Origin of the sequence: Desulfosarcina variabilis str. Montpellier (genome assembly GCF_048565275.1) — a bacterium.
Classification (GTDB): Bacteria; Desulfobacterota; Desulfobacteria; order Desulfobacterales; family Desulfosarcinaceae; genus Desulfosarcina; species Desulfosarcina variabilis.
The window spans coordinates 6,356,287-6,370,746 of the sequence record NZ_CP159846.1; the positions used below are offsets into that span (position 1 = coordinate 6,356,287).

General features: G+C 47.6%; 13 protein-coding genes and 1 tRNA gene. 9 read left to right on the forward strand and 5 right to left on the reverse strand.

What is annotated here, in order from left to right:
• Nucleotides 1–308: 308 nt before the first annotated feature.
• From Dvar_RS28685 to Dvar_RS28700, 4 genes are all read left to right on the forward strand, one after another.
• A complete protein-coding gene (locus Dvar_RS28685) occupies nucleotides 309–1,814 on the forward strand; it encodes a sigma-54 interaction domain-containing protein (RefSeq protein WP_419656568.1) in 1,506 nt (501 codons plus the stop codon).
• Nucleotides 1,815–1,982: 168 nt separating this feature from the next.
• Nucleotides 1,983–2,339 carry a hypothetical protein gene (locus Dvar_RS28690; RefSeq protein WP_419656569.1) on the forward strand — a complete coding sequence of 119 codons (357 nt, stop codon included), beginning with the start codon at nucleotides 1,983–1,985 and terminating at the stop codon, nucleotides 2,337–2,339.
• 24 nt (nucleotides 2,340–2,363) lie between these two features.
• On the forward strand, nucleotides 2,364–3,293 hold the full coding sequence (locus tag Dvar_RS28695) for a M23 family metallopeptidase (RefSeq protein WP_419656570.1): 930 nt from the start codon (nucleotides 2,364–2,366) through the stop codon (nucleotides 3,291–3,293).
• A gap of 773 nt (nucleotides 3,294–4,066) precedes the next feature.
• A complete protein-coding gene (locus Dvar_RS28700) occupies nucleotides 4,067–5,095 on the forward strand; it encodes a TRAP transporter substrate-binding protein (RefSeq protein ID WP_419656571.1) in 1,029 nt (342 codons plus the stop codon).
• Between the two features lie 261 nt (nucleotides 5,096–5,356).
• On the opposite strand, the gene hemL is transcribed toward Dvar_RS28700, so the two are convergent.
• Nucleotides 5,357–6,640: a glutamate-1-semialdehyde 2,1-aminomutase gene (gene hemL / locus Dvar_RS28705; protein WP_419656572.1), complete on the reverse strand. Its 1,284-nt coding sequence runs from the start codon at nucleotides 6,638–6,640 to the stop codon at nucleotides 5,357–5,359.
• Between the two features lie 228 nt (nucleotides 6,641–6,868).
• Here hemL and Dvar_RS28710 point away from each other — a divergent pair, with 228 nt between their 5' ends.
• The 4 genes from Dvar_RS28710 (at nucleotide 6,869) to Dvar_RS28725 (ending at nucleotide 9,317) form a co-directional block, all read left to right on the forward strand.
• Nucleotides 6,869–7,606, forward strand: coding sequence for an RNA 2'-phosphotransferase (locus Dvar_RS28710; protein ID WP_419656573.1), 738 nt, complete (start codon nucleotides 6,869–6,871; stop codon nucleotides 7,604–7,606).
• Between the two features lie 105 nt (nucleotides 7,607–7,711).
• Nucleotides 7,712–7,788: transfer RNA gene (locus tag Dvar_RS28715), tRNA-Lys, on the forward strand.
• A gap of 338 nt (nucleotides 7,789–8,126) precedes the next feature.
• On the forward strand, nucleotides 8,127–8,690 hold the full coding sequence (locus tag Dvar_RS28720; protein WP_419656574.1) for a hypothetical protein: 564 nt from the start codon (nucleotides 8,127–8,129) through the stop codon (nucleotides 8,688–8,690).
• A gap of 447 nt (nucleotides 8,691–9,137) precedes the next feature.
• Nucleotides 9,138–9,317: a hypothetical protein gene (locus Dvar_RS28725; RefSeq protein ID WP_419656575.1), complete on the forward strand. Its 180-nt coding sequence runs from the start codon at nucleotides 9,138–9,140 to the stop codon at nucleotides 9,315–9,317.
• 19 nt (nucleotides 9,318–9,336) lie between these two features.
• Here Dvar_RS28725 and Dvar_RS28730 read toward each other — a convergent pair whose 3' ends face one another.
• The 3 genes from Dvar_RS28730 to Dvar_RS28740 all read right to left on the reverse strand — a co-directional run bounded on the left by Dvar_RS28730 (nucleotide 9,337) and on the right by Dvar_RS28740 (nucleotide 11,815).
• Entirely contained in the window at nucleotides 9,337–9,972 is a 636-nt protein-coding gene (locus tag Dvar_RS28730; RefSeq protein ID WP_419656576.1) for an IS1 family transposase, read from the reverse strand.
• A 475-nt stretch (nucleotides 9,973–10,447) separates the two neighbouring features.
• On the reverse strand, nucleotides 10,448–11,347 hold the full coding sequence (locus Dvar_RS28735; RefSeq protein ID WP_419656577.1) for a hypothetical protein: 900 nt from the start codon (nucleotides 11,345–11,347) through the stop codon (nucleotides 10,448–10,450).
• Between the two features lie 156 nt (nucleotides 11,348–11,503).
• Nucleotides 11,504–11,815, reverse strand: coding sequence for a hypothetical protein (locus Dvar_RS28740; protein ID WP_419656578.1), 312 nt, complete (start codon nucleotides 11,813–11,815; stop codon nucleotides 11,504–11,506).
• 160 nt (nucleotides 11,816–11,975) lie between these two features.
• On the opposite strand from Dvar_RS28740, the gene Dvar_RS28745 reads away from it, so the two are divergent.
• The gene (locus tag Dvar_RS28745) at nucleotides 11,976–13,640 is read left to right on the forward strand and encodes an IS1634 family transposase (RefSeq protein ID WP_419656579.1); all 1,665 of its coding nucleotides are present in this window, start codon (nucleotides 11,976–11,978) and stop codon (nucleotides 13,638–13,640) included.
• On the opposite strand, the gene Dvar_RS28750 is transcribed toward Dvar_RS28745, so the two are convergent.
• Nucleotides 13,627–14,370, reverse strand: a complete 744-nt coding sequence (locus tag Dvar_RS28750; RefSeq protein ID WP_419664172.1) for a lipid A deacylase LpxR family protein — start codon at nucleotides 14,368–14,370, stop codon at nucleotides 13,627–13,629. The genes Dvar_RS28745 and Dvar_RS28750 overlap by 14 nt on opposite strands.
• Nucleotides 14,371–14,460: the final 90 nt, after the last annotated feature.

The following is a 14,460-nucleotide window of genomic DNA, read 5'->3' on the forward strand; positions in this document are numbered from 1 at the left end:
AGTTGGTCTTAAAAACCTGAAGTCATGTATTTATTTGTAGACGATTTATCCTTGAATCACAAGCGTTTCGTCTGTTTGCTGACGGTGGAAAAAAAGCGATGCACCGTTATCGATCCACGGTGTGGAAAAGCACCAATAGCAAGGGATGTTGCCATCCTGTCACGGACTTTCCGATCTTTAATGATATCCATCATTTGATTTGACACCTGATAAATACTTGGGCTAATATGAAGTCAACTGCAGGACTGATACCGTCGTTTCCAATATGGTAACGCTATTCGTTTTCTGCCAAATTAGTTTTTTTAGAAATGACAACAGATAGTGTGGATAAATATAGGCCTATTGATCAACTGAAAGCGATCTCATCCTGGGTGTCATCGGTCCAGGATCTGGACAAGCTTCTCCAGTTGATCATTGAATCGGCGACCAATGTTGTCCAAGCTGAAGCAGCATCCCTGCTTCTAGTGGATGCCAAAACCGATACGCTCTATTTCAAGGTTGCCACCGGTGCGAAAGGTGACGAAGTCAAAGAATTCAGGGTAAAGATCGGTCAGGGAATTGCCGGTCTGGTTGCCAAAACCGGCAACGCCATGCTGATTGAAGACGCACAAAAGGACGACCGCTGGATGCGTGAAATCAGCGATAGTATCGACTATGAAACCCGCTCCATGTTATGCGTCCCGTTAAAGATCAACGAGCGCACGATTGGCGTTGTCCAGGTCATCAACAAAAGGGACCAAAGCCAATTTAAACGAACCGATATGGAGGTGCTTGAAGAGTTCTCCAGCCTCGCCGCCCTGGCCATCGGCAGTGCGCGTAGCCTGGAGCAGGTTCGCCAGGAGAACCAGGACCTTAAAAAGGAACTTGGCGAAAAGCACCAAATTATCGGAACAAGCCCCATTCTGAATAAAGCGCTTCAGGATGCACAGAAACTATCCCGATCGAAAACCACCGCCCTGATTCAAGGGGAAAGTGGAACCGGCAAAGAACTCCTGGCACGGTTGATTCATCGTGAAAGCCCCCGCAAGGATAAACCACTGGTGGTGCTCAATTGCGCGGCCTTACCGGAAACCCTTCTGGAATCAGAGCTGTTCGGGTATGAAAAAGGCGCTTTTACCGGTGCTGCGGGCCGAAAAATCGGCAAATTCGAGGCTGCCCACGAAGGTACGTTATTCCTTGACGAAATCGGGGAAATGGCTCCGGGGATTCAGGCCAAACTGCTGCGGGTACTACAGGAAGGTGTTTTTTATCGGGTGGGGGGAACAACACCGATTACCGTTGATGTACGGGTGCTTTCGGCCACGAACAAAAATCTTAAAGATGAAGTCGAAAAAGGCACGTTTCGGGAGGATCTGTATTATCGTTTGAACGTCGTGACACTCAACATGCCTCCTTTACGCGAACGCCTCGAAGACGTCCCTTTGCTGGCGGAACACTTTCTGGATCTTTTCAAAAAGGAGGCAGGGTTGTCCGCATTGCGTATTTCCAGTGCTGCCATGGAAAAAATGACGCAATATGACTGGCCCGGCAACATTCGTGAATTAAGAAACGCCATTGAGCGTGCCGTTGTCATGGGAGACGGAAAAACGATCCTGCCTGAAGATCTGCCCATCACGCCATCCGTTCAAAAATTCTCTGGCATGCAGGTGGGGCTGACCCTCGACGAAGCCCTCAACGCATTTAAAAAAGAGTTTATTCTGCTCAACCTCAAGCATACCCGTGGCAACAGAAGTAAAGCTGCGAAAGTTATGGATATTCAAAGGACCTACCTCTCACGTCTGATCACCCGGTACGAAATCCGGGACCTTGCCTAATATCATTTTTTCTTAGCAATTCAAGTATTTCTATAATTTACCAATAGATATGGCGGATCTGATGCGTGGCATTTATAAAAAAGATAAATGGCATGGCATTTGCTTATAATTTGTTTATAAAATGACCCAATAGCATCGAACCGAATATTGAATCTCGGAGGAATTGTTATGACTGCTTTCAAAATGAATACCCATACAGTTAAAAAATTTAAAGCATCAATGGAATCTGGACGTTTCTACAGTGTGGAATTTACCATTGATCAACCGCATCCACTTTATCAATTCAAGATCTGGCGCAGCGATTCGAGCGCCATGTTTGTTGTGGTCAAGGAAAATTCGGCGGTTCTTCCCAAACTCAAGGCCGGCAGCGTCTTTAATATGACCTACTACAGCAGTGACACCCACTGCCCCAAGAAGCAGATCGAAACGCGAATCGGTCATATCACCAGCCAGCGGGAAGGCCGGTTCGAAGGCCATTGCACGGTATCATTGGTCCCCATGACCCCACCGGCCCTTCAACACTAATACCCTAAAAGGCTTATCATTGTGATGTTGAAAAAGAAGCTAACCGTTTGGATTTTTGATGCAACAGGTACCCCGGTGCAAAAGGCGAGCATTCCAAGGCTGCTTTTGCCCATGGGCATGCTGCTCTTTATTGGGGCGGCAATCATGGTTTACTTGGGCATCACAGACTATCTTCGTTTAAAGGACGCCAACCAAAGCATCCCGAATTTACGTGCCAATTTACAAACACAGGCAGAGTTGGTTGACCACCAACAGCATCAGATCGCAGCCTTCACCTTAAAAATTGAACAACTTAAAGGCCAATTGGCCGACCTGCATGATTTTGAACAGAAAATTCGCGTCATCGCCAATCTTGACCCCAAAGATAGTGGTGAGAGCATCTTCGGAGTGGGTGGATCCGATCCGGAAGAAATCGATCCGACAACGATGATAGAACAGGATTATCAAGATTTGATCCGCACCATGCACGATGAAATCAATGAAATGGATCACGCTTCACACGACCAGCAAAACGCTTTTGCTTCCATTTTCAGCCAATTGGAAGGCAAACGAAACCTTTTGGCCGCCACACCGTCCATTCGTCCGGTCAAAGGCTGGATCACCTCGCGCTTTGGTCGCCGACAGTCACCGTTTACCAGCCGCAGCGAGTTTCATCGCGGCCTTGATATTGCGACCCGAGCGGGCACGCCGATCCTTGCACCGGCAGATGGGCTCGTCACCTACTCAGCACGTAAAGGGCTGATGGGAAACATGATCACCATTGACCATGGGTATGGCATGGTGACGCGCTATGGCCACATTCAAACGCTTTTAAAGAAAAAGGGTCAGCGGGTCAAACGGGGTGAAACCATTGCCTTGGTGGGCAATACGGGGCGCAGCACCGGTCCACACCTGCACTATGAGGTGCGCCTGAATGGGGTAGCCGTGAACCCAATGAATTATTTTCTCAATTGATCGCCTTGGGTGATGCACGAAAAGTTACAGATTTACCAATTTTGGATATACAAAAAGACACAATCAGACGTGTGAGAATCAATTGAAAACACCCTGCGGACGATGCAATAAAAAAAATTTTATTGCATCGTTTTCCAGAGTCCCCCTTGCGGCCAATCCCTTCAGTCGGCCCTTTCGTTCCTTTTACGTTTAGTTGCATTCGTTAATTCCATTTTGTACGGGAATCGCTACCTTGTGCATAGTGGAAGCAGCCAACCACAACAAGAGAAGTTTCCCGCAAACACGAAAATTTGTCGAGCGTAAAACAGTCATGGCTTCGTAAACGGAGGTGCTTTTTACTTTCTCTGCTCTTCAATAAACGACCTTCAATGGGTGCCATGCGCTTTGGTAAATGACTACCCTTTGATATAAAACTACTCTTTAATTGTTGATTCGCCATCAAATGAATGCTTCCACTTTTAATGAATGACCATCCTTGTTCGGAATTCCGGCCCCCATGTGACCGGTTATAGATAGCCGTACCGCGTTCAATCCACCGGCCCGCAAGTTCGTCAATCTGGCGTTTCTCGTGCTTGCCATTGGTGCGGGGATGGACAGCGCCATCATTACTCCCGGCAAAAATGCATGATGGGATTTGCTTTCGACAAAGCATATGTTAAAAAAAACCGACTTTATTATCTGCGGCAGTTCAGACGACTGCTCAACATTGTTTTCTATCACACTAACTGCATTCGCCTGTGGCAAGCAACGAGATGAGGAGATGAGAGGTGTTTATGATCACTAGAAAATTGAATTGGTATTACATTCGTCTGTTGGTCTTCAGTTTGTTATTTATTTTCGGACCGACCTTATCACTGGCCAAAACTATCGTACTGGAATTCGCCCACCCCTATCCGGCCACGCATACTCAGCATCAGGCGGTGCTCTTTCCCTGGGCTAAAAAAGTTGAGGAGGCCTGCAATGGTGCCCTCAAAATCAAATTCATTCCCGGGGGTACATTGGCAAAGATGGGACAGGCATATTCAATGGTCGAGAAAAACGCTACCGATATCAGCTGGGATTTCTGTGATTACAGCCCTGGACGTTTTCCGCTGACCACGGTTATCGAATTGCCCTTTATGGTCAGTACCGCTGAGAAGGCATCCGTGGCGCTGTGGAAAACCTATGAGCAGTTTCCCGAAGTTCGGAAAGAATATGAGAATACTAAACTGTTGATGCTAAGCTGCCATGCACCTGGCGTATTTGCAACGGTGAAAAAACCGATAAAAACCTTGACGGACCTCAGAGGAATGAAAATCAAGACCGCCAGTAGTTTCACCACAGCTGCACTCCAAATATTCGGTGCGGTTCCAGTCATCCAACTGGTAAACGAGACCTACACTTCACTGGAACGGGGCATGTTGGACGGGGTGGTGATGCCGTATGATGGCATGGCCATTTTCAAGGTCCATGAACTTCTCAAGTATTATACGCCGGCGGATTTTTACTCCATGGTCTACTGGGTGGCAATGAACAAAAATAAGTTCGATTCCTTGCCTGAGGACATTAAAACGGTCATCGAAAAAAGCAGCGGTTTGCCTTTTTCCAGAGCGTTTGGAAAGTCTTGTGACGAGTCCAAGACAGCGATGAAACAGATTTGCATTGACGCCGGGATGCAGGAAATCAGCTTTCCAAAGATCGAAATACAAAAGCTTCTCGGGTTGACGAATCCGCTTAAACAACAGTGGGTAATGAATATGGAAACCAAAGGCCTGCCCGGCAGAGCTGTTCTGGAGACTGTCAGCCGCTACCTATACGAGTAGGACAACATCAGGGTGCCCCGCTGATGATCATGATCAATAGCGTCTGAGGCCCACCGCCATGGCACGCTCAAGGAACCGTCGACAGCCAGTTCCTTGACATGGGGGCGCCTCAGGCGCTTGCATCGCTGCAGTGATCGCGACCGGATAAAATTCAATTTTTGAAAATGTCATCAAAGCAATATGCGCTGGTCAAATCGATAGATGCGACGATTACTTATCGGATTAGAATTTTACGAATATCGCTATACCATCCATAAGGCGTTATAAACGCGAAAAAACGCTTTGTGCAGCAGCGAGGGTCTTTTGGATAACCGCGTCATCATGGGCGGCGGAAAGGAAAAATGCTTCAAACTGGGATGGCGCCAAATAAATCCCGTTTTCCAACATACCTTGATAATATGCGGTAAACCGTTCAAGATTCGATGTTTTCGCATCAGCAAAACACTGTACCGGCCCATCGGTAAAAAAGAGTCCCAACATGGCCCCAACATGGGTGCATGAAATGGGGATTTTTGCTTTTTCGGCGGCTGCGTTCAATCCCTGAACCAGTGTTTTGGCCCGCGTTTCCAATGTTTCGTAAAAACCAGGTGCTTTCAATTCTTTCAAGGTAGCAATGCCTGCGGCCATGGCCAACGGATTACCGGACAGGGTGCCGGCCTGGTATACCGATCCCATGGGTGCGATCTGCTGCATGATTTCCCGACGTCCGCCATAGGCCCCCACCGGCAGCCCCCCACCGATGATCTTTCCGAAGGTCGTCAAATCAGGCGTAATCCCATAGCGTGCCTGGGCACCGCCCAAGGCCACCCTGAACCCGGTCATGACTTCATCGAAAATCAAAACGGCGCCATGCTGCTGGGTCATTTCACGCAATGTTTCCAGAAAGTCCGGGGCTGGCGGAACCAATCCCATGTTACCGCCAACCGGTTCAACAATGATACAGGCGACCTTGTCCCCCTGCTCGGCCATGACACGGCGAACCGTATCGCTATCATTATATGGAAGCGACAATGTGTGCTCGACAAATGCGGCCGGCACGCCCGGGCTCCCGGGAATTTTCAGGGTCGCCACACCAGAGCCGGCCTCCACCAGCAGCGCATCCGCATGTCCATGGTAGCAACCGTCAAATTTGATGATCAGGTCCCGACCGGTAAATCCACGGGCCAGCCGAATGGCGCTCATGGTGGCTTCAGTCCCCGAGTTGACCATTCGAACCATATCCACCGATGGAATCAGCTCGACGATCATCTCGGCCAGTTCGACTTCCAGTTCGGTGGGTGCGCCATAGCTGACGCCTTTTGCCAAAACAGAGGAAATCGCCTCAATGACGGCTGGGTGACGATGGCCAAGGATCATCGGGCCCCAGGACCCGACATAGTCAATAAACCGGTTCCCGTCTGCATCGACCAGCCAGCACCCTTCGGCATGATCGATAAACAGGGGATTGGTACCCACGGCGCGGCAAGCCCGGACCGGCGAGTTTACACCACCCGGGATCAGCACCTGTGCCCGCTCAAACAATGCGGTGGACTGTACTGTTTTCATAATCAGTTATCCTTTCCAGGTAAACGGAATAAACGTGTTGACGTTGATTAATGTGAATCGGAAACTACCAGACACAATTGGATAGGTCAAACGCCAAAGGCCAAATGGCAATTGAACCATAGCCTCGAATATAGTAGACATGAATGTCGGCATCCGGCAGTCGTTGCCAGGCGCATAAATAAAAAATGGATATAAAATCAGCAACCATCACACGCCCCCACACAGACGATGAAACACAGTCAGCAGGTGGACAAACTGGGAAAATTCCTGGGCTATGTACTGGGCCGGCACCCCGATGAATTCGGTCTGGTTCCCGATGCCAGGGGATATATCAAAACCAAGGATCTTTTAAAGGCGCTGGCCGAAGAGCCCGGCTGGCGCCACGTGCGCATGAACCATATTCGTGAAGTCAGCTATCGTCCGGGCACATCTGCGATCGAGTTGGCAGGCAACCTGATCCGTGCCATGGACCGTTCAAACCTGTTTCCCCCTGAACTATCTGACAATCACCCCAAGCTGTTGTACTACCCGATCAGGCGCCGTGCCTACCCGGTCGTGCTGGAACAGGGGATACCACCCAATCCTGACGGGAATCGCATCACATTGGCCATCGATCAGGCATTTGCCGAGCGCCTGGGCCGACGGATCGATCAAGACCCCATCATCCTGGTGGTTCATTCGGTCACAGCCCTGTCCCGTGGCGCCACCCTCTGGCGTTATGGAGAGCGGTTGTTTTTATCGGACAGGCTTCCCCCGGGCAGTTTCAGCGGACCGCCCCTTCCCAAACAGCAGCCGGAACCCCAGAAAAAAGAAACAAAACCTGCGCCACCAACACCAGGCAGTTATCTGCCGGATCTATCGAATCAACCGCCGCCGGGAAGCCGATCCAAAAAGCCATCGCGGCAGCGCAAAAATGAATGGAAACGCGAACGCAAAAGAAAAAACCGGCGCGGTGGGTTTGATTGACCCGCAAGCCACCACCGTCACAGCTTTTACCTGCTTTTTTTAAAAAACGCATTGACAAGCCTTTATTTGGCTGCTAAAAAGCGCTTTCGTTTCGCAGTCATGAAAGGGCCGTTAGCTCAACTAGGCAGAGCACCTGACTCTTAATCAGTAGGTTGAAGGTTCGATTCCTTCACGGCCCACCAACAAAAAAGATAATAAAAACGGGAGCTTGTAGATATTGCAAGTTCCCGTTTTCTTTTGGGGTGTACGCATACTGTACGCACTTTTATGCGTACACTTTGCATATGTTTGCGTAACACTCGCAACTGACCAGAATCAGTTGCTCGAAATCATCCAACTAGTCATTTCTCATTTGATTCGGAGTATTTATTATATTTAAATATAGACTGTTTGACAAGGAAATCCCCGCTCAATCAACCGATTTCTTATAAGTTGCTCTCTGCGCCTTTCTGTTTTGCGACATAGCCCGAAATGTGGTATGGATTTTTATCCAAACTCCACCTCGTAAAAAGAGGTCTGCATGGACGACAAACCAAAGTTCATCAACGACCCAGAAAAAGCTTTAGAGTTTCTATTGGAGGTTTCTGCCAACGCCAGATTCGTAATTGACAAAATCTGGGAAAACGCAAAATTCTTCACCACGATAACATCCGCTGTTCTTACCTTCTCTGTTGCCGCCATACTTGCATTCATCAAGGATACGCCAGCATTAGTATCGAAACCAATTGTGATATTTTTTCTTGCTGTGCTTCCAGCGGTGTTGACCATAATGTCGTTCTTGGGCATTTTTAACCTGCGCCGAGAATATAAAAGATTCCTGCAATGGGTGGCAACAACACGAAAGCTATATGAAATCATAGGAATGACTGAAGAAATAACCACGAAAGCATTTCCTAATGACAAATACATCATGCCAAACAACTTTATTTCTGGTTCTTTCGACAGCACCGAAGATTTTGTCGAAAAAATATTGAAAAAGAAAAACTCGCTGATTTACTATTTCAACTGGCTACATCGGTGTTATATGGCTATTGGACTTATCTTGATTATTTTCGTTTTCCAGTTGGAAAGCGTTTGTAAATAAAAAGTCTGGTTCCCACTCATCCTTCAGTTTTACGACGTAGCACTAAACTTTGTATTCGGTTTAAACCATGAATGAACACGTCATCACCTTTGCAAGCGGTGTTATCGTCGGCGCACTCGTTTCCTTTGTCGGACACTTTTTCAGCATCCAAAGGGATAAGCGAAAAGAACACAATGAGTCCGCTATAAAGTTTCGTGCTGCGTTCCTTCCAGAGATAAGAAAAATACAGTATTTGGTAGATTATGACCCAAATTGTGAATCGTACACAATAAACATTTTAAAAAAGGCGTACGACCGCCACGCACTTGATCGGATTAGACGGTTATTATCCTTCGCACACGACAGATAAAGAGGCGGAATTGCCTTGTCCTTATTCAAAAAAAGGGACTTAAATAATGCCCAGATCTGTTATTTTACTCTTCCAATTTAGTATGGTGGAGGAATGAAATGAAATATTCCGATGTTGTTAAAAAATTCATTGGTAAAAAAGGATTGATTCTTGGCGATCAGTTTCATGGTTTCCTTTGGAAGCCATATAGAGATCGCGAATTGGGGGACAAAGGGTTAATTAAAGAAGTAGGTGACGACTTTGTGTTGCTCGAAGTATCGGTAATGCCTCCAAAATAGTGGAGGTCAACAAAATCAGTCACATATGTATCGGAACGATAAATAAGAATTTCCAGTCAACCGGTGCGGTTGTAAGTCCCATTTTCATTCCAGGTGTGCATCGACGGTAGCGCTTATTGAAACGTTCCTTTTTGGGGCGGCCCGGTAAACGGACTCTCAACGAATGATGAGGATGCCGATAATTGTAATCAAAAAGAGTTATCCATAGAGCTTCGTCCATGTTTTCAGCTTTGCGGCAAAACCCAAGGGTTTTGCGAGCCAGATAAGAAACCTTCTGGCGTATGGTTAAGTTGAAACGCTCAATGAATGAAGTGTTTTGTGTCCCCTCGGGGAAATCGTCTTCTGTTCCTTTAACGAAAAGTTTTTTCACTGTTTTCAATCGACGTTGAACCCGTATTTTTACGATTTGTAGATAAACAAAGTGTCGATCCTTAAAATAATGGTTGATCGCTTTTTCATATCCGGCGAATTTATCAGTCGTGATTTTGAGAAGGCGACACCTTGCCGAATCGAGCAAATAGAGCAAACCTACGAGAATTTTGGTGTTTTTATAAGTTCGTTTTCCTGTCGTAAACACCACCCAGAATCGCGTGGGTACATCAAGAGCGGCAAAAACCCACAATTGCTGGGCTTTGGAACCAATGAATGACCACAATTCGTCAAGCTAAAGAAATCGAATAACAATACCGATCATTAAACACAGGCTGATATGCCAAACACGACTCTTCTCACTAATTGCAGAACTCCAAGTGGCAATCGTACGGGTATCTCTTTCTAAAACGTCAGCAATCGGTTCGTTACTAAGACCCTCTGCTTTTAGCTTGGCGGTTTGGGTATATTCCTTAAACGATCCATGCTTGTGCCATAAATCACTGTAGGCAGTTTCGGAAAATTTATTTTTCTTCCATTACACCAGTAGAGTTGGCGAGGCACTGGATCATTTTTTGTTGTATAAGTGCCCGCTTTGGTAATCAGGTTGTCTATATCCTGGAAATGAGAACAATTTTCTCTTGGACAAAAACGAGGTAAATCGGTATTTACTAAATTCATGGTTTCCTTTGAGGTTTGAGATTTCAGGTTGGGGAACCTGAATCTCTTACCTCAAGAAACCGCTTAAATGAAGACCTCTACTATTTTGTAGGCATTACCCGTTCTTTGGCAATATCATCCGGCAATTTTTCGGCAACATCCGCGATACGCTGGGTGACATCAGCAAGTCGATTCAATTCGGCTATAATCGAGTTGACATCCTGATTGCGTGTCAATCGGGATGCCCACACATCGGCGAATGCGCCGGTTAACATCGGCAGGCGCGATCCCAAATACATGGCGCGTTCAGCCAGCAGGCGCATCTCTTCGACCTGTTCGGTAGCCTTGGTCACGGATTGAAAAAAACCGACTGAAGAATCTTTTCCTGAATCGCCTGAAAATCCCCTGAATTTCTCAAACTCACTGAAGCGTACACTACTGAAAACGATATTCTCAGCATCGTCTTGTCGCCACGCTTGAATCATGCTTATTAATTTGCGTTGTTGTGCGGCGGTCAAAATATCGCCGGCAATTCCCCAGATATCTGCCTCGGCTTTTTTGAAGGCATCCACTATCGGAGTCACCTCACTACCGTAAATTTTGGCATAATGCTGTTCGAACACCATACGGCCCAGGGTGACCATGACCACCATATCCAGCAAAGCAGCCACAGGCTTAGATCCGGCGGCAATCGTAAATGCATCTGCCGCCGAATACACCAATTGAGCTTTGATAATCCGCCGGTTTTCAGGAGATGGGCTGTTTGCGATATACTGGATCCCCGCCGAATTCATAATCGACCAATAACGATCGGCGAAAGCCATGACATGTCCTTGCAACTCAGCTTCGGTCATCACTTTGTCGGCATCCGTTGCGCCTTTTTCGTCGGCAGCGTATGTCATGGATGTCGCCAATGATAGGATGACGATTAATGGCCAGGCGATCACAACGCCAGAATGCCGTCTCTTCGAAGCATACATCTTTACCTCCTTCGGATGCACAATTGCCTACAGGATTAGCCCAACCGCCTTTTGAATCAGCAGGATTCACCCCCCTGCCATCAGCCATTCGAAGGCATCAGGGCCTGCTCCGGCGGTAAAACCATAGGGGTACGTGAGAATGAAAATGCCCAACAAGGCCAACACCATGCTGCTGATTTAAAAATGAAAATCGATCATCAACGTCCCAAATGAGTTATCTGTATTGGTTTTCTTTTGACCCGGCCGGGGTGTCGGTAAACGTTGCTCGATAAGAAGGTCAGACGTTTTGACGAGTGTCAGGCGCAAAGACAATTTTTTGTAATAATGATAATTAAGACCAAACAAACCTGAAAAAACGAAATTTTCACGTTCAACCTGCCGATCGTCATCGTTGAATAGACTACCATCATATATTACGCTATAGACAAGCCCCATTCCACGGACGCCGGCAACCAATTCAATGCCATGGGGGGATCGTACATTCCGCACCCAGTAGGCCTATGTTTTCAACAATTTTTTATCCAGGGAAAACAACAGCCTATCGATTCTAACGTACTGTATTTATACAAAATAAAAATATCTAGACATTTCAAATAGTTACTGCTACACTGCCCGTACCTTTGCAATCTCACTCAAAAAGGAGGGGCAGGTGCCACCATTCAATACCGAAAATATGACCATCACCGATGCCAGGCATTTGCCCATCGTCAAGGCCTATGCTCAGAAAATCGGTTTGGTTGAAACTATCGACAAGATGGTCGACTCACAGATGGAATTGAGCCCAGGCATGGCGGTATTCGCAATGGTCCTCGACACGCTATCCGGACGTACACCGCTTTACCGGTTGACCGAATTCTTCGAAGAAAAAGACACGGAATTGCTCCTGGGCTGTGACATCGAACCGGAACGGTTCTGCGATTACAATCTCGGGCGATCCATGGATCAGATTTTCGAGACCGGCACCCAGAAAATCTTTTCTCAAATTTCCCGGAATGCATTGATGGTTTTTGCTGTCGATCCGCGTCGGCTCCATTTCGATACGACGTCCGTAAGCGTTTATGGCGATTTCGATCAGGCCGGTCCACCATTTGACATCACCTACGGTTACAGCAAGGATAAACGTCCTGATCTTAAACAGTTTCTGGTGTCGATGCTGTGTGTCGACCGTAATATCCCCATTTTGGGCACCACTACCGACGGCAACGCCTCAGACAAAACCTTGAACAACGAACTATTGACCAACATTTCGAAATACATGGCCAAGCATAAGCTTCAGCCGGGAGCCTATGTTTACGTGGCCGATTCTGCCTTTGTTACCGAGAACAATTTGCAGGAAACAGAATCACCTCGGACCTGGTTTCTGTCACGCCTGCCCGCAACATACAAGGAATGTAGCCGAATCATTCACGAAGCCGTGTCCGCCGATGAATGGGTGGATATCGGCCAAATCGCTGAGGAACGTGACCACCCCAAGCGACCCGTTGCTTACTACCGGGCCTATGACGGTACCGTAGATCTTTATGGGAAAACCTATCGAGCCATTGTCGTGCATTCGAGTGCGCATGACAAACGTCGTCACAAACGCATTGACCGTATGCTTAAGCAGGACCGCAAACAGATAGAAGCCGACTGTAAGAAGGTCGCTGGTACAGTGTATTATTGCCGGGCAGATGCTCAGGCTGCGGCAGACAAACTGATCCGGCAATCCAACAATAGATACCACGACATCCAGGTTGATGTTCAAGAAGTGCCAAAATATGGCCGCGGAAGGCCTGCTCTCGGAAAACCCAGAAAGGTATCGCGCTATGAATATCGCTTTACGGCAAGAGTTCTCGAATCTCCGGATAAGGTCGATCCGCTCAGAGAAGAAGCCGGTTGTTTTGTCCTGTTAACCAATCTTTTGGATCAACAGGAGGATTGGCCCGCTGAAGAACTGCTTCTATTGTATAAAAGCCAGATCGGTATTGAGAAAAACTTCAGTTTTTTGAAAGATCCCGCCATCGTAAACAGCATCTTTTTGAAGAAGGCTCGTCGGATCGAAGTATTGGGTCTGGTGTTGTTGATATCTCTTTTAATTTGGCGTTTGATGGAGCGTTCCATGCGCAAGTATGTCGAATCCAACGACTGCAATTTGCCTGGTTGGGTGCGCCGGAAAACCCGGAAACCAACCTCCTTTATGATGACAACCAAGTTTACTTCCGTCATGGTCATCACCATCGGTAAACAACGGCAGTTGGCGAAACCTTTAAAGCCATTTCAGTTGGAGTATTTGAAGGCACTGGGTGTCACTGCTGACGCGTTTACCGTTCCTTGAACAACAAATAAATTAACCTCAGAGGTGTTCGTTGGGGTGCGGAATGTACGGGGGATGCTGATCCGGGTTTGGGAATGTGGGCCGACTGAAAAATACCCATACCTGGTGGTGCCGGAAACGAGGTAAACCCTTCCTGCATATTCCAACCGACGCGAAATCCGAATCCCACGTCGAGGGAAGTCATTAGATTGCCTAAAAGGCCAGTGGCTCCCAAGTAGATTTGACCGGCCCAATCATTCGTATAGATTCCTATCTTGGCAAGACGCCAAACGTGTTGATAGCCTAAATTGACAGCAGGCTCGGTCTCTCGTTGGGTGTGCCATCCGCTGGGATTTTCTCCCCACCCCCACACATCATGTAAGAACTCATGAACGCTACCAGCATAGGATTCTTCTCCAAGAACACCAGCGGTGATTTGAAAGTTGCGCGCGATTTGGCGGTTGAAACTTTGCCAGTTCAATGAGTAGGTCAACGTTCCCGCATAAGGCAGATCTCCCTCCAACGGATTCGGGTTGGTGATGTCTTCGGGAGTAATCATGATCTGCCCCACGCCATGGCTCAAACGAACGATAGAATCATTATCGCTGAGCGTGGGAAATTTGAGTCCGATCCACTTGCAAAAGGGTGGCGCTGCGGCGTCTTCCCCATCGTTGTAGCGGACCGTATGGTATTGGAGACTCCAGCCGCTGGTGAAGTTGCTGTCTCTGCTCCAAATGAGGTCGTTGTCAATTTACAGGCGGAGTGTGCCGTCGTTGTATGGGCTGTCGAGATGAAACGTATTCTCGCCCGCGACGCTTTGACTCGTAAGCATAATAAACGC